A 19,207-nucleotide genomic window follows, 5' to 3' on the forward strand; every position below is an offset into this window, starting at 1 on the left:
GCGCGGCGCCCCGGAACGACGGCGAACTGATCACCCCGACACACGATGAGGCGTGGCAACTGCCCGCCGCGTCCGCTCACCTCAACCCGCCGGCAGCAGCCGGCGACGGGCGATCTCGACCACCCCGGTGCCGTCGGCCGCGAACCCGCGCGAGATGGCCTCGCACCGGAAGGCGCCCGCCTCCCCCTCGATCCGGTAGAGATTGTAGGCGGCCGGCTGGTGGTGACCGCCCGGCGCCGCCGAGGCGGAGGGCAGGCCGACCACCGGAATTCCGCCGGCCGGCCCGTCGAGCCACTCGAGCGCATGGACGTGGTCGTGGCCGTGCAGCACCAGCTCGGCCCCGGTGCGGGCCAGCACGGCGCGCAGCGCGGCGGCGTCGACCAGCCGCTTGTAGTGGCTCGCCGGGGTCCGATAGGGCGGATGGTGCAGCAGCACGACGCGGAACAGGCCGGCGGCGCCCAGCCGGCCGAGCAGCGTCTCCACGGCGGCGAGCTGGTCGCGGCCGATGAGGCCGGTCGCCATGAAGGCCGGCGTCGGCACCGCGCTCGACAGGCCGACCAGCGCCACCGGACCGCGCCGCCGCACATAGGGAAAGCGCGGCCCGGCGCCGCTGCCCGCCTCGCGGTCGCCGCGCATATAGGCGTCCCAATGCCGGTCCCACTGGGCGACGGCGGCCCGCACATAGGCATCGTGATTGCCCGGCACGAAGCTGACGTCCTCGGGCGGGCCGAAGGCCGTGAGCCAGGCGCCGGTCGCCGCGAACTCGCCCGGCAGTGCGAGGTTGACGAGGTCGCCGGTCACCGCGGTGTGGTCGGGCCGCTGGGCCGCGAGATCGGCGATCAGGTCGGTCAGGATCTCGACCCGGTGGCAGCGCCGCCGGTTGCGCCGCCAGTTGAGCCAGCCGAGCACCCGCTTGGAGGCCAGCTCGGCCAGCCGCGGCCGCGGCAGCGGCCCGATATGCAGATCGGTGAGATGCGCCAGGACGAACATCACGGTTCCATCGGCGGGGGTGCTCTCCTGATCGCCGATGGCGGCCCGATTGTCACGCGGCGCGCCCTCACGCGCTGCCGATCAGGATGCCGGCGAGGAACACCAGGACGCCGCCCAGCACCACCTGGAAGGTGGCCGAGAGGAACGGCGTGTCCATGTAGCGCCAGCGAATCCAGGCGATCGCCGCCAGCTCGGCCGCCACCACCACGAAGGCCACCACGGTGGCGACCCAGAAGCTCGGGATGAGATAGGGGAGCGTGTGGCCGATGCCGCCGATGGTCGTCATCAGGCCGCAGACGCCACCGCGCAGCCACGGCGAGCCGCGGCCGGTGAGCGAGCCGTCGTCCGACAGCGCCTCGGCGAAGCCCATCGAGATGCCGGCTCCGATCGACGCCGCCATGCCGACCAGGAAGGTCGCCCAGGTGTCGTGGGTCGCGAAGGCGGCGGCGAACAGCGGCGCCAGCGTCGACACCGAGCCGTCCATCAGGCCGGCCAGCCCGGGCTGCACGTATTGGAGCACGAACATGCGGCGCGCCGTGGCGTCCTCCTCGGCGCGGGCATCGGCGGGCAGCAGCTCGCCCTGGAGCCGCTCGGCCATCGCCTCGTGCTTGTCCTCGGCCTCGGCGAGCCGCAGCAGCAGCTCGCGCACCGAGGCGTCGCGGCTCTGCTCCGCCGCCCGGCGGTAGAAGCGCGCCGTCTCGTATTCCATGGTCTCGGCGTATTGGCGGACCTCGTCGAGGCCGAGCGGCCGCACCAGCCAGAGCGGCTTGTGGCGCACGAAGCCCTTCACGTCCTGCCGGCGGATCAGCGGGATGAAATCGCCGAACTTGCGCCGGTAGAGGTCGAACAGCGCCGTGCGATGCGTCACCTCCTCGTCCGCCATGGCGTCGAACAGGGCGGCGGATTGCGGATACTGCGGCCGCAGGCCGTCCGCGAAGCCGCGGTAGATCCGGCTGTCCTCCTCCTCGTTGGTGATGGCGAGGGCGAGCACCTCCTGCTCGCTGAGGTCGGCGAACCGCTTCATGGCATCGATCTCCGGGCGGGGCTGGCGTCGGGCTGGCGTCCGCGCCCTTCCTTACGGCAGGCGCGGGGCGTGGACCAGCACCGAGGCGAGACGGCCGACCCGCCGCGGCCGGGCGGGCCGGCCACAACCCTGTGGTGCCCCGCGATTGCCAATGCGCCGACGAGTCGGCCATGCTGCGGGCCGGGCGAGGCGCCCGCGCGGCGTTGAGATCATGGCAGACGAGGCAGAGGACCGGCTCGGACTGGCGGAGGCGGGGCCGCATTATCACGGCCACCGCGACCGGCTGCGGGCACGCTTCCGCGACGCCGGCGCCGACGCCGTGACCGACTACGAGCTGTTGGAGCTGGTGCTGTTCCGGGCGCTGCCGCGCCGTGACGTCAAGCCGCTCGCCAAGGCGCTGATCGCCCGCTTCGGCTCCTTCGCCGAGGTGATCGCGGCGCCGCCGCAGCGCCTCGCCGAGATGCCCGGCCTCGGCGACGCCGCCATCACCGAGCTGAAGATCGTCCAGGCTGCCGCCCAGCGGCTCGCCCGCGGCGAGCTCAGGCGCCGCACCGTGCTGTCGTCGTGGTCGGCCGTGCTCGACTATTGCCGGACCGCCATGGCGTTCGCCGACAAGGAGCAGTTCCGGATTCTCTTCCTCGACAAGCGCAATCAGCTCATCGCCGACGAGGTGCAGCAGGTCGGCACCGTCGACCACACGCCGGTCTATCCGCGCGAGGTGGTGAAGCGGGCGCTGGAGCTGTCGGCCACCGCCGTCATCCTGGTCCACAACCATCCCACTACCCCTTTTAGAGTCACGTTGGATCACGCTCAATACCGCTGAATCATCAAGCAAATAGCCGTTTTTTTCGCATTGCGTACAGGGGGCGGTTATGGCAAATTGGGGGCGGTTAGAGGGATTGAAAACGGCTTTCCGATCCCAGCAAACGATCCCCGTTTCTCCTCGACCGATCCCAGTTGGGGACCAGGAGAAACGCCATGCCAAGCCTGACCGACACCGCAATCCGGCATGCACTGAAGCGCGTCGAACTGAGCCAAAAGCAGGAGAATCTCGCCGACGGCGAAGGACGCGGCACCGGCCGTCTGGTGCTCGTGCTGAAACCCATGCCGAAGCGCGTTACGGCCGATTGGATGGCGCAGCAATGGCGAGACGGGAAACGCTCGAAGAAGAAACTCGGTTCGTATCCCTCAATGTCACTCGCTCAAGCGCGTGAAATTTTCAAACGCGACTTCGCTGACGTGATCCAGAAGGGTCGCAGCATCAAGATCGCGACCGACACTCGGCCGGGGACCGTCGCCGACCTGTTCGAGGGCTACGTTGCAGGGCTGAAAGCTGCCGGCAAGCCCTCCTGGAAGGAAACAGAGAAAGGCCTCAACAAGATTGCCGACACGCTCGGACGCAATCGCCTCGCCCGCGAGGTCGAGGCCGATGAAATCGTGGAGCTGATCCGGCCGATCTATGAGCGCGGCGCTCGATCGATGGCTGATCATGTCCGGTCCTATATCCACGCTGCCTTTAGCTGGGGGATGAAGTCGGACAACGATTACCGGAACACATCTCCTCGCCGATTCCGGATTCCCTTCAACCCGGCCTCAGACATCCCGACTGAGCCGAAGGTTCAGGGCACACGCTGGCTCAGCGAGGATGAGTTCGTCCAGCTCTATCGCTGGCTCGATTGCCCCGACACTCCTGTCCACCCCTCATATCCGCGCGCCGTGCAGCTCATCATGCTCACCGGCCAGCGCGTTGAGGAGATCGCGCGACTTCATATCGATCAGTGGGACGCGGCCGAGCGGATCATCGACTGGTCAAAGACCAAGAACCTTCAACCGCACGCCGTCCCGGTCCCATCGCTTGCAGCCGAGCTTATCGAGTCGATTAAGCCGAACGAATTCGGCTGGTACTTTCCTTCGGCGAAGGATCCGTCGAAGCCGGTCAGCCACGGCACGCTCTACAGCTTCGTCTGGCGGCAGCGCGACCGCGGCGTCATCCCCTACGCGACCAACCGCGACCTGCGGCGGACATTCAAGACGCTCGCCGGCAAGGCGGGGGTGCCGAAAGAGATCCGGGACCGCCTCCAGAACCACGCGCTGCAGGACGTTAGCTCCAAGAACTATGATCGCTGGAACTATATGCCCGAGAAGCGCGCCGGCATGGCGCGCTGGGACAAGTTCGTCCGCGCGCTCCTGAAAAAGAAGAAGGGCAACAGCACGTTGAAGGCTGCGGCGTGAGCCGCCGGTTCCTCCTTCTTGCCGGCGCGCTGGCCTCCCTCTGTTCCGCCGCTCCTGCCTATGCCGATCCGTGCGAGGCACCTCTGCCGACTCAACCTGGCGTGCGGTTCTCTGGCACCGTCCGCTATGTTGGCGACGGAGACGGCCTTTGCGTCGGCAAGACGGCCGATCCCAGCGAGTGGATCGAGGTTCGCCTCGCCGATTTTGATGCACCCGAGCTTCATCAAGCCGCCGGCGTGGCGGCCAAGGCGACGCTTAAGCGCATAGCCCTGCACCGTCGGGTCACCTGCACCACCGAGCGTGGCCGCAGCAGCCGCGTTGTCTCATTCGACCGGGTGATCGCGCGCTGCCGCATCGGCTCCGCCAGCATTGGAGACCTGTTGCGGCAGGAAGGTCTCGCGGAGGGGGGCATCTGACGCCTCCCTCGCCCGTTGCACGCGGTCAGGGCACATACGCTTCGAGGACCGGGACGGACGGCGTCACCACTTCGGCCCGACGCTTGGCAACGCGCTTCGCCGCATCGTGGACAAGGGCAAGCTTGCGCCGGTCCTTATCCACGCATGCCAAAATTTGGTCGTCGGTTGCAGCGTCGATCTGTTCGGGCTCACAGAGCTGCGCGGCGGCCAAGCGGCAATAGTCGCCCCGCAGCAAATCGGCTCCGGCGAACTGGGCGAGGTCGACGGCGGCGCTGGGCACGCCATAAGTCAACCGGATCGCCAGACGTCTCACACGATCACCGAGATCAAGCGTCGGGTGCAGGATTTCGGCGACGCGAGCTGCGACCGGCATCAGATCGCAAGTCCGCGCTGCGACCGCGCGTATCGGGCCGGCGGCGCCGCCAAACGCCCCGCCGAACTGCGTCAGCACGCGCTCGATCTCACTCATGGCGCGACCGGACACGAACAAGAGACAAGCGACCGCCTTCTTCGCACGCAGCGTCGCCTGATGATCGTCTGTGGTCCCCCGCTGAAACGCGTTCAGGACGTGCCACGGCACGTTTTGCCTCCGCAGCTCGTTGGGCCATAGCTGGGGTTCTTTCTGCGTGCTTTTCCGGTTGATCGGAAAAAGGAGTTGATCGACCTCGACCGTCGTTTGGGCTGCGGCAATCAGGACGGGATCGCTGATGTCTGGGGGCTGAAGCGAGCTGAGGCACTCTACGAGCGCGACGATGGACCCGACTTCGGCCGCGCTCTCGCCAGCGAGACGGCCCAGCTTGGTTAGCTCATACGCGCCTGTGGCGTTCTTCTGCACCAGGCCGTGGCGTTCCAAATCCGCCAGCGCCGCAAGTAGGTCCGGCCGGCTCCACTGCCAAGCGCTGTGGGCGCGCCGAGCCTGGAACGCGCCGAAGCTCGATTCCAGAAACTCAACAATCTCCTCGCTCGGCACGCCTTCGCCGGCCGCTCGTCGTGCCGCGACCAGGACGCGGATGATCAGGGAGCGCGGATCGGTCGTACCGTCGAGAAAGCGGGACACCAAGTCTTCCGGCTCCGCGGTCACGTAGCGCGACCACAGATCATGCTCGGCGCGCGGATCGAGCGCCAGCAGATACGAAGCCCCCCTCTCGGCGAAGCCGAGCCTTCCCGCACGGCCGACGAGGTTCTTGTATTCGGCCACCGAATAGGGCTCGTCGCCGGGATGATTCAAGCCGGCGATGACGACCGATGACGCGGGCGTGTTCACGCCCATCGCCAGCGTCGTCGTGGCTGCGATGACGCGCAGGCCCGAGCCGCTACGGCGAAATTCTTCCTCGATGACGCGTCGCTCTTCGCGGTCGAGATCCGAGTTGTGGAAAGCGACGCCGCGCGCGAGCGCGCTTCGCAAGTCGGCGCTGGCCTGAGAGGGGTCGCCGCCGGGCATCTGCGTCAGCGCCTCGGCAGCGGGAGGCAATCCGAGCGACTCCGCGAGATAGTTGGCGCAGCCGCGGGCTTCGCCCTTGGTTTCACGAAACACGATCACCTGCTGGCCTTCGGCGACAAGCTTGCGCACCAGCGGGATGATCCAATCCTGGCTGGATCCCTTGCCGCCGACAAGACGCCGAACGAGCGGCCCCTCCACCCGCTCATTGCCATTCTCGGGATCAAGGAAGCGGAAATGCCCGGTACCGAGCAACAAGCCCTCCTCAAGCGGAACGGGCCGCTCCGTGCGCCGCAACAGCCGCGCGCCGAGCCATTGCTCGAGCCCGTTCGTGTCCCCGATCACCGCCGAAAGCGCGATTAGTTGGGGCTCGATCCCCTCACGCCGGTGCATCCGGATGAGCGTCAGAATGAACTCCAGATTCGCGCCGCGGCCACGGTCCGCGATCATCTGCGCTTCGTCGATCACGATCACGCCGACCTGCGCCAGCACATGAGGGAATGTCAGCGCGATCGCAGCGAACTTCTCATAGGTCAGGAGGCCGACATCGTATTGGCCCCGCAGCAGAGGCGTGATGTCGTCCGTCTCGCCCGTCGCTTCCACCGTGCGGACCCCGAAACCGCCATAGACGCTCTCGAAGTGCCGCCGCTTGTCCGCCACGAGAGCCTTGAGCGGCAACAGAAACAAAGCCCGTTTGCGATCCAGCACGTTCCGGAGCGCCGCGAGCTCGCCCACCATCGTCTTGCCCGAGGATGTCGGGGCCGACACCACCAAGTTCTCGCCGTCCAGCACGCCGAAGTCGGTGATGGCGGCGATCTGAAGCGCATTCAAGGACGGGATCGCTCCAGCCCAGGCGGTGACCAGCGCGTCGGGGAAACCGGCCGACGAGAGGCTGGCAAGATCGGACGTCACTTTGGCAGGCAGGCGCGCCGGGAAGGCCGCCCGATACTTCGTGCCCGGCACGAACACGGGCCACTCGACATCGCCGTCGATGCTCCCGCGCATGGTCGGGTTCTGCTCTTTGCCGCCCTGCAGCGCGGCCGCCCTGACGCGGCTCGTGACATGCTCGAGAAGGCGGTAGAGCGAGAGCTTGCCGCCGCTCACGACTTCCTCGGCGCCACATAGCGCCTCCAGCAGAAAGTGAGTCAGAAACCCGTGCCCGAACCGGCGGTGCTCATAGGCGGGCTCAGTCGCCGCGGAGGCGGTGAAGATGATCCGGCCAGCGCCGCCAAGCTGAGCCAGGCGCGCTTCGGCGGACAAAAGGCTGCGCGGCTTCGCATCGACGTGCAGAACCTTCGCGCCAATGCCGCCGGAAAAACAACAGTCGAGAAACAGGATCAGGCGCTTCGCCGGTATCCGCGAGAACCATTCCTGCAACAGCTCGAGCGGGATCGCGGAGCCGGCGAGATCATCGGGATTCGCGTCGTGGGTTACGAGCTCATGCGTCTCCGACCCATGGCCGGAGAACGCAATCACCACCGTATCCTCGGGGCCGCAGCCGGCCAGGTCGGCAAATGCGTCCTCAATCCGCTGCCGCGTGGCCTCCGCATCTGCCAGCAAGACCGTGCTGCCGCCCAGCGTGTCGAAGAACAGGGCCTCCAGCGCCGTCGCATCGCGACGCGCGCAGGTCAGCTCATCAATGCCGGTCGAGCTATAACGGTCGATGCCGATGAACAGGCCGCGAAACGGCATGAGGCACCACGCTACGCCCGAACGACGCCGACGGAGAACGCGGCTCGTGGCTTCTCAGCCTTCTCCAGCACGACCGGCGCGAACGTGTCTTTCCGCGCGACCTGACGGCATCCTCCTCTAGCATGGCCGTCTTCCCGACCTGCTCGACGGTCATGATCGGCCCGCCTGACTTCACCCGTACAAGATCGCCGGGCTTGAATTCGGTCTCGTCCATTTTTCGCTCTCCTTCTTAAGGCCTGTATGTGTTCACCAGGCATCGGAGGAGGTCACAACATGCGCGTCAACCTTTCCACCACCGTGGATAGAAGCGCGCATGTTCTAGGAGGTCGCCCCATGCCTAACATCAATATATGGTGTGTCGGCGATTCCTTGCACAAGGAGTTCGCCGAAAATTTTGTAAGCCCTTGAATGAATGTTCTGAATTCGTTCTTCAAGGACTCCTTCGCTGCCAACCGGCCACCTGACTGCGCCGGCTTCGAGGCGAGATAAGCCCGACGGCAATTTGCCGCCGGGCTTATCGTTACGATCTGCCAGACACCCAGTCCCAAACACGGCGCCAGAAGCCTGATTCCGCCTTGACCGAAGTGGGCTGAACAGAAGGCTCGACCTTTGGCGTCTGCCCGTAGAAATGCGCTTTGGCGGCGCGATCACGACGGCGCTCGGCCTCAACCTGCTCGTCACTCCAAGGGCCGGCTTCGATCACCTTGCCGCGGTGGATCACGTAGTGTGACCGGCATTTCAGGGTCCAATTGCCGATCGACGGCCGAAGCGAGATGGTCTCGCCATCGAACGTCATCTTCCAGTCCGTCGGCGTGAAGGGCGCGACAACCTCCTCACCGCAACCACAGCAGCAGCTATGGGCCGATGTCGCATATTCCATCGAAACATAGAGAATGCCCGGCTCAAGGCGCTCGGGGATGTGTTCGACGAAACGATGATCGAGGCGCTTGTGCCGCATCACGCCAGGTCCCCGTTGATCAGCATGTTGCCATCGGTGGTGTAGGTGCAGTGATGCTCGCGCTCGAGATCGCGATAGAACCCGCGGATCTTCTTCCACTTCACGACCGCGAGGACGGCATTCAAGGCGTTGAGATCGGCGACCTGAATGTTGGAGGCGTAGATGTCCTTGGCGCCGCCGCCGACGAAGGAGATGCGCTGCCGGGCGCGATCCCGCTTCTCCGGCGTGCTGGCGGTCACCCGCAGGATGCCGCCGAGCGATCCGTCGTCGAGCTCAAGACCCATGCCCACATCGACGAACGCGGCGCCGATCGCCTCGAGCTTCTCGACGATCAACCGCTTCGCGTCACCCGCATCGAGAGACAGGAATGCGAAGGTGATGCCGTCAAGGAGGTGGATGTTGTCGGCTCCCAGCGCGACGTCGTGCGCCACGATGTTCCGGTGCATCCGGCTGTAGATGCGCTTCAGATAGTCGACCTTCTTCGGCGCTTCGCGCAGTTCCTCCAGACTCGGAGCCCCCGGCGCCCGAAACGCGTTGTGGGTTAGGAACTCGTCGCTGTCGAAGAGGCGGATTTCGCGGACCGGCGTCTTGGCGACGAAGTCCAGAATGTAGCCGCCGGTGCCGCCGCCGCCGATGATGGCGACCCGCTCGCTGATGAGCCGTTCGGTCAGGACGCCGATCCCGACACGATCGGAGGCGGTCTCGACGTAGTTGAAGACGCTCTCTTCCTCCTGTTCCGGCTCGCGGAAAGTGCGCGCCGTCGTGCCGGGTTTCAGCACCGCGGCCGGACCCGCGATGATGTTCGCGTAGCTCGTCATCTTGTGGTGGTAGTCGGTGTAACCCCCATCCGGCTTGCTGGAGAAGCTGTGCGTTGCCTTCAGGCCGTGGCCGAGATCGAAGGCGCCGGCCGCGTGCGAGATGCCCTGGATGCGCGAGCCATCGGCGTGGCACGGGAAGGCACCGTCCCAGTGGACGACATGGGTGTCGGGCGTGCGCGTCTGATCTCCGGCGAGCGTGAGGCTGGAGATGAGGGTGCCGATGCGCACCTCCCGGCGCGCATCGACATAGGGCACCTCGCGCATGACGAGATACCCGCCCTGCTGCTGGACGAAGTAGCCTTCGTCCAGCAGCCGCTTGAGGTCCGGATTACGACTGAACAGTGCGCGTGACATTGAACACCGTGCCCTTCTTCTTGACGTTGACGGTTCCGCCGGCCCCGAGCTCACCGGCGTGTGGCGTCGACGCCGCGTGCCGGTAGGTCATCGAGAAGACGACGTTGGGCTCGTGCTGGCCCGGGAAGGCGAGCTGGACGATCTGCTCGAACGTCACCATGCGGGCGTTCACCGTGCGCGGCCGCGAATTGACGATGATCTCGAAGGTCAGCCGCGCGGTGATGAACCGCTCGATGCCGGGCTGGGTCAGATCGATCAGTTCGCCGTGTTCGACCAGCCGGTCTTCGCCGCCGGGAACTTCGAGGAAAACCCCCTCGCCGTCGTCCGGCTTGGCGAGGCCGTAGAGGATCGTGCCGCTGATGACCGGCTTGCCCCAGCGCAGCTCGTCGTCGTTGAGGGTCAGCTTGAAGTCGCGGTCGGTCTGGAAGGCGATGAAACGCTCGGCGCCGCGCTCGCGCAGGTCGAACGGCTCGTTGAGCCTCACGTCCTCGAAATCGCCCGAGGGCAGGATCGCGACGAGGCTGTAGCCGTCCCGCGGGTCGAGTGCCGCGGCCTCAAGCAACTGGCGGCCGAGCGGCACCGGATCGCTCACCAGGCGGGACTGGAAGTTGAGATCGCCCTGCGCGAGGAGAAAGCGATACCCCCGCGCCGGACGCAACGCCCGGCCTTCGCGCAGGGCGTCGCCGAGATCGTCGTAGTCAAGAAGTTCTTCGGTATTCATAAGATTGGGTCCTTAGGTTCGGCCGAGGCAGCGCCGCGGCTCTAAGGGTCCAATCGGAGCGAGGTCGGCCGACCGGTAAGGTCAGGCGAACTTTTTTTGCAGGGAACCGTCGGGGGTCTGCCCGCAGATGAAGAAGGCCGGGCAGTTCGGGCAGGTGCGCGATGAGACCTCGGCCGGAAACCGTCCGGCGCGGATGTCGCCGAGAAACTTTGCGAGCTTGTCCTTGCGCCCCTTCAGTTCCCGATCGGACAAGGCGAGCGCATGCGTCTCGCCGTCGGAAAGATGAACGAGCTCTGCGACCGCGCCGGGAAAGGCTTGCTTGACCGCCAGCATCAGCGCCGCCGCGCCGACATCCTTGCTCTCGGCCGACCGCATGTGACCCGTGCGGATCCGGCGCACGGCGCGGACACCGTCTGGCCGCACCAGCACCTCGTCCGGCCGAACGATGATCTCTTCCCCGCCGAAACTGAGGCTGAGCGCGACCGGCGCTTCGGCGACTGCTTCGGCGCGGTTCGCCAGGAAGAAGCGCAGCATTGCCAGCGCCAGATCGCGGAATTCTGCGCGATAGCCGTGCTCGCCGAGCCCCTCGCCAGCGAGCGCCGCATCGATGCGATCTTGCAGCGCCTGCTCGGACACGGGTCCATCCGACGCGATCACCGCCTCGACCACCACGCGAACCGCCTCGTGCAGATGCATGAAGGCGGTCGCGGTTCGCCGGCCGCCGACCTGCAGGACATGCGTGTAGAAGAAGCGACGCGGGCAGGATTCATAGAGAGCAATCTGCGGGGCTCCGAGCCGCAGCCGTCCGTCGACTACCAAATCGATATCCCGAGCTTCCGCGGCCATGGGAAGCGGCCGCGCCGGCACGACCGAACGGCGCGTCAGGGTGGCCCCGAGACGGTCGAGGAATGGCGACAGCGGTCGGTTGTGACCGTTGCTCTTCTCGGTCGGCGCATAAAGGATGAGGCGGTCGCGGGCGCGCGACTGCGCCACGTAGAACAGGCACTCCTGCTCCTCGGCCTGACCTGCGCGGAACGCCTCCAGCGCACTGCCCTCCGCCCCCGCGATCATCCCGTCGGGCTCCGGACAGGGCGGCGCCGGCGGCGTGCGTGGGATCGTGTCGCTGTTGAGCCCAGGAATATGGACGCCGCCGAACTCCAGCCCCTTGGCGCCATGGATGGTCATCAGCCGCACGGCGTCGAGATGCTGGGCGGCCGCCGGCAATTGGCGCAGGTCGCGGTCGTCGCCGAGCCGCACGAGCCTGCGCACACGATCGAGCACGCGAGTGATCGGCAGTCCGCGGCCCGCCGGCTGGACCCGTAGGAAGTTGAGGAACTGCCAGATCGCGATCCCGCGCGTGCGATCGGCAAGATCTCCGGACGCCCCAAGGCGAGCGGCGATGCGGGTGCGATCGAGCAGCAGCGTCGCGAGCACGGTCCACGGCGAGGCCGTTTGGTCGAATCCGTCAAGCACGACCGCGAGCTTGCCGAGCGCCTGGCGGCCGGCATCGCTGACGCCAGGGATCGCGTCGGCATGCTGAAGCCAGCCGCCCGGCGCGTGCTCGGACGCCCGCAGATGTTCGAAGGTCGCCGCCACGTCGGCGAAGGACATGGTGAAATCGGGCCAGCAGGCGATCTTCACGAGGCCCATGGCGCGCCGATCTACAAGGACGGAGAGCAAGGCCAGGAGATCCTTGACTTCGGCACGCTCGAACAGACTGCCGAGAAACAGGACCGGTACGCCGAGCCGTTCAAGGTCCTGCCCGATGGTCGACAGCTTTTCGTTGCCGGTGCACAGGACCGCCTGGTCACGATAGGCGTAGCCGTCACGCCGCAGCTCCACGATCGCGTCGGCCAGGGCGACCTGCTGCTGCTCTGCGCGCTGGACCGTGCGCAACTCGGGCCTGTGTCCATTGGCGTCGCGGTCCGCGTCCAGGCCACTATCCGCATCGCCGGCGCGCATCGTGATCGCGAAGCTGGAGAAGCTGGCGACAATCTCCGGCACCGAACGATAGTTGCGCTTCAATCGACCGCGATCGCCACCGGCGAAGTCCTCCTTGCCGAACCGGGTCATGTTGAAGGATGAGGCACCGCGAAACCGGTAGATCGACTGCTTGGCGTCGCCGACCATCCAGAGATTGCGGCCGTCGGGCCGCAGCGCGCTCAGCAACCGCACGCTGCTGCGGTTCACGTCCTGATACTCATCCACCAGGACATGATCATATTGCGTCTGCAGCGCCGCGCAGATGGCCGCGTCCTTTTCGAGCAGTTGCACCGGCAAGGCGACAAGGTCGCCGAAGTCGATGCAATGCGCGCTGCGCTTGAGCTGTTCATAGGCCGCGTAGACGCGGGCCACCTCGCCGGCGCGTTCTGCCGTCTCGCGCGCATCCGAGTCCTGGGCTTTCGCCAGCATGGCGCCGGCGAGCGCAGCGTAGGCTTCGGCGTCGACCACCTCATCCTTCGCCCGCGAGACGGCGGCCAACATGTCGGCGATGATCTGGGTCGGATCGTAAAGATTGCGGTAGTACTCGAGCCTAAGCCGCGGGAACTCCTCCTCGAGGAGCTCGACCGCTTCGGTCCGGTCCATCATGCGCGGGTCCTTCGGCAGGCTGAGCTCCGCATGGAAACGGCGGATGATGTCGAGGCCGAAGGCATGGAACGTGCCGGTCCACATCGCGGCCGCAGCCTCGGGCCGCTTGCGCGCGATCCGCTCGGCCATCTCGCCCGCCGCCTTGTTCGAGAAGGTCAGCAGCAAGATGCGCCTCGGATCGACGCCCTCCTGTAGAAGGCCTTCGACGCGCGCGATCAGCGTCTGTGTCTTGCCGGTGCCAGGACCCGCCTCAAGCAGATAGGCTTCGCCGCGATGCGCCGCAGCGGCCGCTTGCAGCGGATTGAGCGGCCGTTCGACATGCGCCGCAGTCGCGGCGGGAGGCACCGGCGGCAGCAGCAAAGCATCGAACAACTGCTGCGCGACGACCTCGAACGGCGCGCCGAGCTTCGCGGCGATGGCGGACGCGGCGAGCCCTTGGTCGACATGGAGCGCCCGCGCGACGGTGCGCGGAAGCAGCAGCTCGCGCGCGAACAGATCCATCTGGACTTCGCGGCGTTGCCGGCGTCCATAATCGACAACCCGATCCATTCCGACTGGCGAGGGCTCGGCCGGGCGGGCTGGATCAATCGTCGGCGCCGCTTCGCCACCAGGATCATCGCCCAGCTCGACATGGCCGATCTCATGCGCCACGAGGAAAGCTTGCTCGAACGGAGAGCCCACATTCTCGTGAAGGATCAGATCGTCGGCGGCGACGAAGGTCGCGCGGCCGCCGTTGAGGACGGCTGCGCCGGCGGCAGTCGGTTCGACATCAATCCCCCGCCGCTTCGCCTCGGCGACAGCAAAGTCATAGGGCGACCAGGGATCGGCGCCGGATGCAACGAGGCGAGCGTGAAGCTCGGCGGCGACTTGCCTGGCGAGCTCCACGCTGTCCATGTCAGTCCGCCTCCGCCAACAGCCGGGCCCGCTTCTCGGCCGGGACGCCGGCATCGATCAGCACTTGCTCGAAGGTGACCTGCTCGCCGGTCACCGGCTTGCTGTCGGCCTTATAGCTGCGCGCGACAATTAGGTGCGCTGGCCCCCAGGACGACTCCAACTGCGCGACAGAGCTGCGCATCGCCTCCGCCAACCTCGCCAGGAAACGTCGCGGGATACTGACGAGAGAGACCCGCCGTTCGCGCAGCGCGGTCACGACCTGCCGGGGCACATCCAGACGCTGCGCGACGGCGCGCCAGTCATCGACCGTCAGCGCCGCGAAAGGGTCGGCTGCTGCCGCCGGCATAGCCTTCGCGTGTTGCGACCAGGCAGCGTCGATCAGCGCCCGATCGGCAGCAGAGAGGGGTGCGGCATCTTCATAAGCCTCGCGGCTGAGTTCGCGCGAGAGGTCGATGAGCTCCCCGGCATATTCCGGGTATAGCCGCAGATAGCGTTCCAAGGTCGACCGGCCAGGCTCGCTCTCGACCGCGAACGCGTCGAGCACGTCCTCGCGGGATGGACGTCCGCGGCCCGGGCTCACCGCTCGTCTCCGTCGGCCATGGCGGCTCGCAGGGCGGCGAAGGCCTTGTCGCGGTAGGTTCGGACTGTCTTTTCGGAGCGGCCCAAAGCCTTGGCGATGGTCATGACGTCCGGCTCCTTGGAGTCGATGGGGAAGCCCTGTCTCAACATGTGAATGATCCTGCTTTGTGCTGTCGGTAGAGCTTCAATCGCTGCATTCAGGCGCGACCGGTAAGCCGGGTCGTCGAAATCCGACGTGGCGAAGGGATCGTGGATCCCTGCGGCCGCCTCGACCTCCGGTGACAACTCACCACTCTCCTCGTCATATTCGAGGGGCTGGGAACGGTTTTCGTCGCGCCAGGCCTTTTCCTGCGCATCGCGCCGCAGGCTCGCCAGCGCGCCGTCGAAGCGCACCTCGAAGTAGTCGACCTTTTCGTTATGGGCGGCGCGGTCCGCCGAAAGGAGCTCGACGAACCGGCCGAACACCTTGTCGCGCACGACCCCGCGCGTCAGCGATTCCGTCTTGCCATCGGAGCTTTCCGTCCTGGGCAAACTGCGCAGCACCCGTTCGGTCAAGATCCGATAGAGGCGCTCGAACCACACCTCGTTGTTGTCGCGACGGCTCGCGCGAATGAAGTACACGAGACATTCGCTGGGGACGTAGCCCGGGTCCGAGCGCTTGGTGATTTCCGCCCTAGCGATCAAGCTATCACGCGGCAGGACTGCCAATTCGGCGATGAGGGCTTCTATCTTCGGGTCGCGCTCGTAGAGTTCGCCGCTGAGGCGGCGTTTCCGCAGCGGGGTTACGATCGCTTCGCCCGCTCCACGCGCATCTGTCTTTTGCACGGTGTCGACAGCTCCCCCCAACTGGTTCATCGCGCGGCCCCGCCTCCCGTATCGCCCTTTTTGTTGAGACGCGTCTCGAGCGAGCCGATGCTGTCGAGCACCGCCTCGAAATCCGGAGGGTCGCCGAAGATCATGCCTTGCATGGCCCTGTAGTCGACGCGCAACTGCTCGATCATCGCGTCATGCGGGGCAAGCGTGAACGAGCCGGGCTCGGCGCTCGCGAGATCGAAGTCCGGTCGATTGAAGAACATCCGGGCGTGCGCGACGCAATCCGCGCCGAGCGCCGGATCAGCGATGGCGGCGGCGCCGACGGGGGCTGCGGCGAGCTGGTGCAGGTCATAATAGTGACGGGACACGCGTTGGCCGCCCCCGCGCAGCTCGCCGCGTTTGTCGAACCACCGCCGCAACCCGTGGACGATGACGACCTTGTCCCAGAAGGTACGCTCCGGATCGACCGTGCGGACAGCAGGCACAGTCAGGTCGAGCGCCGGCAGATCATCGTCGACATAGGGTTTGATCGGCACTTCGCTGTTCGGATCGAGCGCGGATTTCGCGCCCGACTCGATCTTGATAGCCGCCCGCACATAATCCGATCGCGGCGTTGCCGCGGGATACCAGATCAGCAGCGTCTGCCCGTCGGGATCAGCGTCATCGGCTTCCACTCGTGCCGCGTCGGCTCCGAAACGGGCAGCCTGGAGCCGTTCCTGCAGGATCACCGTCAACTCGGCACGCAGCGGGCCGTTGATATAGGCTTGGCAAGCGTCCTTGATCGCATCGAGGCGCGCCCGGCGCTTTTTGCCACTCAGCGCTTCGAGCTCGTCGATGGTGGCCGGCTCGCCGATGTCGTCCCGAAACACCGTGACATCGATGTCTTCGGAGAAGCGGTTGATCAAACCAAACCCTTTGGACAGGGAGGTTCCACCTTTGAAGAGAAGGCGGGGGCCGCCCTCTTTCAAGCCATTGAACAAGGCATCCAGCGTCCAGCAGACCCAGAAGTCCTTCTCGATATTCTGGGACGCCGTGCCGAGGCGTAGCGCCGTCGTATCGAAGGCGCTCAACATCGCGTCCGACCCGGCCGCGAGAACCTCGTCGAAAGCCGGATTCATGTCTTCACCGCCCGGGCTGCACCGCGCTTGGCGGTTTGTGCCTTCTGCGGGGAGAGCGGCTTTCGCTTGGGCCGGGCGACGGCAGCGTGACGCTGATCATCGGCATCGTCCGCCGTTCGTTGCTGATGACGATCATGATCAGCATCAGCACGATCATCATCGACGTGCCGACGATGAACGCCAGCGTCGGTTTCAACGAGCGGCTTGAGAAACACCCACATCCATGTCGGAAGCGCTGTCATACCGGCAGTGAGATCCGCTTTGAGTGGCGGCCCCACCGTTGGATCTTCGAAAAGCTTGACCAGCTTGCGCCTGACCTGATCACTCTCCCCTTCACGAACCAGGAGATCGCGCAGCCAGTGAAGCGCTTGGACGACGCGCATCGCTGGTCGTCCGGCCCAGAATAGCTTGCTGGCCGCGGTCGGACGGAAGGTGATCGTTACATTGCCGAGCTTAATTGCGCGGCGCCGAGCGTCGGTGTGCACCACGATCTTGGCCGGGACGGCGTCAGTTAGGCCCAGATCGTTCGCCGCGGTCATGCCGTCGACAAGCATCCGGGTTTGGTCACGTCGCCCGACGGCGTCGATGACTGAGCGCGGATCAGGCGGATTGGGTTTTTGGGTGAGCTTGTTGAAGCCAGGCTGATCGTAGAGTCCACGATCGATCCGCCTGAGAGTTTCGGCCTTCGTCAGCCGCTGCAACGCCTTATCGACGGCGTCTCGCGAGGCGAGATCGACGAAATCGCTGGGCGTCCATACCTTGCGCGGCGCGTCCGCACGGATGCGCTCAAGTATGGCTGTCTTTAGATCGGGCAAGTCGCTCATGTCCGAAATTTGTAGTCCTTTTTCGGACAAGCGGCAACTTGTCCGAAAAACATATACAAACTTCGGACAGCCCTGATCGGCTGAACGGCATGACGTCGGGCAACCGAACTGGCTAGCGAGACTGTACGTACCCCGCTTCCGCATGGGACGCAGCAACGAACTCTACCATAAATCGCCCAGCGCCCGACCCACCCTGGCACGCGGAACTCATTTTCTGAAATCCTGAAGGGGAAAGCCTTCCCCTGCGGCCGAGCCAAGGGCTCGGCCGACCCCTTCTGCGGGGAGACCCCGCAACGCCCCCTTTTAGAGTGAGAGTGCGGACGGGTTTGCCGTGACGGGTTGAGGGCTGGAGGAGAGGCCTCCGGCGCCCGTCGCGGAGAACCGCGATGTCCAGACATGACCGCAACGCCCGCTCCGGCGCCGACCGGACGAGCCTTTACGACGACATTACCAACAAGATCATCGCCGAGCTCGAAGCCGGCCGCATTCCCTGGGTGCAGCCGTGGGGCTCGGCGGCGGCGAAGGCGCCGCTGGCGATGCCAGCGAACGTGGCTACCGGCCGACAGTATTCGGGGATCAATGTGCTGATCCTCTGGGGCGCCGTCATCGAGCACGGTTTCCCCGTCCAGAGCTGGCTCACGTTCCGCCAGGCGCTGTCGCTCGGCGGTCATGTCCGCAAAGGCGAGCACGGTACGACCGTCGTCTATGCCGATCGCTTCATTCCCGACAACGAGAAGAAGCGGGCGCTGGAAACCGGCGAGCAGGCGCAGGCGATACCGTTCCTGAAGCGCTTCACGGTCTTCAACGTGGCGCAGTGCGAGGATCTCCCCGAAGGTCTCGCCGTCGCTCCGCCTGCACCCGAACCGGGGTTGATCGAGCCCACCGTCGAGGCGCTGATCAAAGCGACCGGCATCGATGTTCGGATCGGCGGGAACCGTGCCTTCTACATGCCGGCGCACGACTATGTGCAGGTGCCACCTCCACAGGCCTATTTCGAGACCATCAACTGGCACCGCACGGCCCTGCATGAACTTGGACACGCGACGGGCCATGCGTCCAGGCTCGGCCGCGATCTCTCGGGGTCCTTCGGCTCGAAGAAATATGCTTTCGAGGAACTGGTCGCCGAGATGAACGCGGCGTTCTGCTGCGCTTCCCTCGGCATCGTCCCGACCGTCCGCCATACCGACTATATCGCCTCGTGGCTCGACGTGCTGCGCGAGGACAATCGCGCCATCGTTCGTGCTGCCTCTCACGCCAGCAGGGCCGCGGATTGGCTGCTCGGCTTCCTGCCGGATACCGCCAGCAGTCCCCAGACCGACGTCGACAGGAGGGCAGCATGATCCTCCTGACCCCTGACCTGCGCGAGCGCTTGCTCGCCAATGGCCGCGAACGCGGCGCCGACCATGTGCCCGTCGTCAAATTCTTCAACCCCCTGGGCGAAGGCGTCTGGCTCGCGACCGAGCTCGACGATGATGGCGACACGCTCTTCGGCATCGCCGACCTCGGCTGTCCCGAACTCGGCAGCTTCTCGCTCGAGGAACTCGCCTCGATCACCCTGCCGTTCGGTATGGGCATCGAGCGCGACATCCTCTTCACCGGCGATTTCCCGATCTCGGTCTGGGCGGAAGCCGCCCGCGAGGCTGGGAGCATCCGTGCCGCCGAACGCATTCTCTACCGCGCACGGCAGGCTCGCCGTGACGGCGTGGGACGCGCCTCATCCTGAACTCCGCAGAGCCGGAGATTCACG

17 protein-coding genes are annotated in these 19,207 nt (G+C 66.0%); 5 read left to right on the plus strand and 12 right to left on the minus strand.

Annotated elements, in window-relative coordinates; genetic code table 11:
- Nucleotides 1-81 precede the first annotated feature (81 nt).
- Entirely contained in the window at nt 82-990 is a 909-nt protein-coding gene (locus ACFQUV_RS17940; RefSeq protein WP_129608425.1) for a metallophosphoesterase, read from the minus strand.
- A 67-nt stretch (nt 991-1,057) separates the two neighbouring features.
- Nucleotides 1,058-2,014 (minus strand): iron exporter MbfA, encoded by a 957-nt coding sequence (gene mbfA / locus ACFQUV_RS17945; protein ID WP_129608370.1) that lies wholly within the window; start codon nt 2,012-2,014, stop codon nt 1,058-1,060.
- Nucleotides 2,015-2,225: 211 nt separating this feature from the next.
- On the opposite strand from mbfA, the gene ACFQUV_RS17950 reads away from it, so the two are divergent.
- The 3 genes from ACFQUV_RS17950 (at nt 2,226) to ACFQUV_RS17960 (ending at nt 4,662) form a co-directional block, all read left to right on the plus strand.
- Nucleotides 2,226-2,837: a RadC family protein gene (locus ACFQUV_RS17950; protein ID WP_129608369.1), complete on the plus strand. Its 612-nt coding sequence runs from the start codon at nt 2,226-2,228 to the stop codon at nt 2,835-2,837.
- Between the two features lie 155 nt (nt 2,838-2,992).
- Entirely contained in the window at nt 2,993-4,246 is a 1,254-nt protein-coding gene (locus ACFQUV_RS17955; RefSeq protein WP_129608368.1) for a site-specific integrase, read from the plus strand.
- Nucleotides 4,243-4,662: a thermonuclease family protein gene (locus tag ACFQUV_RS17960; protein ID WP_129608367.1), complete on the plus strand. Its 420-nt coding sequence runs from the start codon at nt 4,243-4,245 to the stop codon at nt 4,660-4,662. The genes ACFQUV_RS17955 and ACFQUV_RS17960 overlap by 4 nt, the downstream gene beginning before the upstream one ends.
- Before the next feature lie 25 nt (nt 4,663-4,687).
- Here ACFQUV_RS17960 and ACFQUV_RS17965 read toward each other — a convergent pair whose 3' ends face one another.
- The 10 genes from ACFQUV_RS17965 to ACFQUV_RS18010 all read right to left on the minus strand — a co-directional run bounded on the left by ACFQUV_RS17965 (nt 4,688) and on the right by ACFQUV_RS18010 (nt 17,460).
- Entirely contained in the window at nt 4,688-7,792 is a 3,105-nt protein-coding gene (locus tag ACFQUV_RS17965) for a DEAD/DEAH box helicase (RefSeq protein ID WP_129608366.1), read from the minus strand.
- On the minus strand, nt 7,752-8,006 hold the full coding sequence (locus ACFQUV_RS17970) for a DUF2158 domain-containing protein (RefSeq protein WP_244601506.1): 255 nt from the start codon (nt 8,004-8,006) through the stop codon (nt 7,752-7,754). The genes ACFQUV_RS17965 and ACFQUV_RS17970 overlap by 41 nt, the downstream gene beginning before the upstream one ends.
- A 306-nt stretch (nt 8,007-8,312) precedes the next feature.
- A complete protein-coding gene (locus tag ACFQUV_RS17975) occupies nt 8,313-8,753 on the minus strand; it encodes a DUF6527 family protein (RefSeq protein WP_129608365.1) in 441 nt (146 codons plus the stop codon).
- Nucleotides 8,750-9,922 (minus strand): ThiF family adenylyltransferase, encoded by a 1,173-nt coding sequence (locus ACFQUV_RS17980; protein ID WP_129608364.1) that lies wholly within the window; start codon nt 9,920-9,922, stop codon nt 8,750-8,752. The genes ACFQUV_RS17975 and ACFQUV_RS17980 overlap by 4 nt, the downstream gene beginning before the upstream one ends.
- The gene (locus ACFQUV_RS17985) at nt 9,897-10,643 is read right to left on the minus strand and encodes a multiubiquitin domain-containing protein (protein WP_129608363.1); all 747 of its coding nucleotides are present in this window, start codon (nt 10,641-10,643) and stop codon (nt 9,897-9,899) included. Before ACFQUV_RS17985 ends, ACFQUV_RS17980 begins: the two co-directional genes overlap by 26 nt.
- 81 nt (nt 10,644-10,724) lie before the next feature.
- Entirely contained in the window at nt 10,725-14,126 is a 3,402-nt protein-coding gene (locus tag ACFQUV_RS17990; RefSeq protein WP_129608362.1) for a UvrD-helicase domain-containing protein, read from the minus strand.
- A 1-nt stretch (nt 14,127) separates the two neighbouring features.
- The gene (locus ACFQUV_RS17995; RefSeq protein WP_129608361.1) at nt 14,128-14,706 is read right to left on the minus strand and encodes a hypothetical protein; all 579 of its coding nucleotides are present in this window, start codon (nt 14,704-14,706) and stop codon (nt 14,128-14,130) included.
- Nucleotides 14,703-15,560 carry a response regulator transcription factor gene (locus ACFQUV_RS18000; protein WP_129608360.1) on the minus strand — a complete coding sequence of 286 codons (858 nt, stop codon included), beginning with the start codon at nt 15,558-15,560 and terminating at the stop codon, nt 14,703-14,705. Before ACFQUV_RS18000 ends, ACFQUV_RS17995 begins: the two co-directional genes overlap by 4 nt.
- On the minus strand, nt 15,557-16,636 hold the full coding sequence (locus ACFQUV_RS18005; protein ID WP_129608359.1) for a nucleotidyl transferase AbiEii/AbiGii toxin family protein: 1,080 nt from the start codon (nt 16,634-16,636) through the stop codon (nt 15,557-15,559). Before ACFQUV_RS18005 ends, ACFQUV_RS18000 begins: the two co-directional genes overlap by 4 nt.
- Nucleotides 16,633-17,460: a DUF6088 family protein gene (locus ACFQUV_RS18010; RefSeq protein ID WP_129608358.1), complete on the minus strand. Its 828-nt coding sequence runs from the start codon at nt 17,458-17,460 to the stop codon at nt 16,633-16,635. Before ACFQUV_RS18010 ends, ACFQUV_RS18005 begins: the two co-directional genes overlap by 4 nt.
- 386 nt (nt 17,461-17,846) lie before the next feature.
- Here ACFQUV_RS18010 and ACFQUV_RS18015 point away from each other — a divergent pair, with 386 nt between their 5' ends.
- Together ACFQUV_RS18015 and ACFQUV_RS18020 are read left to right on the plus strand one after the other, a co-directional pair.
- A complete protein-coding gene (locus ACFQUV_RS18015; protein WP_129608357.1) occupies nt 17,847-18,800 on the plus strand; it encodes an ArdC family protein in 954 nt (317 codons plus the stop codon).
- A complete protein-coding gene (locus ACFQUV_RS18020) occupies nt 18,797-19,183 on the plus strand; it encodes a DUF2958 domain-containing protein (RefSeq protein ID WP_129608356.1) in 387 nt (128 codons plus the stop codon). The genes ACFQUV_RS18015 and ACFQUV_RS18020 overlap by 4 nt, the downstream gene beginning before the upstream one ends.
- The last annotated feature ends 24 nt before the right edge of the window (nt 19,184-19,207 follow it).

This window comes from Rhodoplanes sp. P11, from assembly GCF_964266735.1.
Taxonomy (GTDB): domain Bacteria; phylum Pseudomonadota; class Alphaproteobacteria; order Rhizobiales; family Xanthobacteraceae; genus Rhodoplanes; species Rhodoplanes serenus.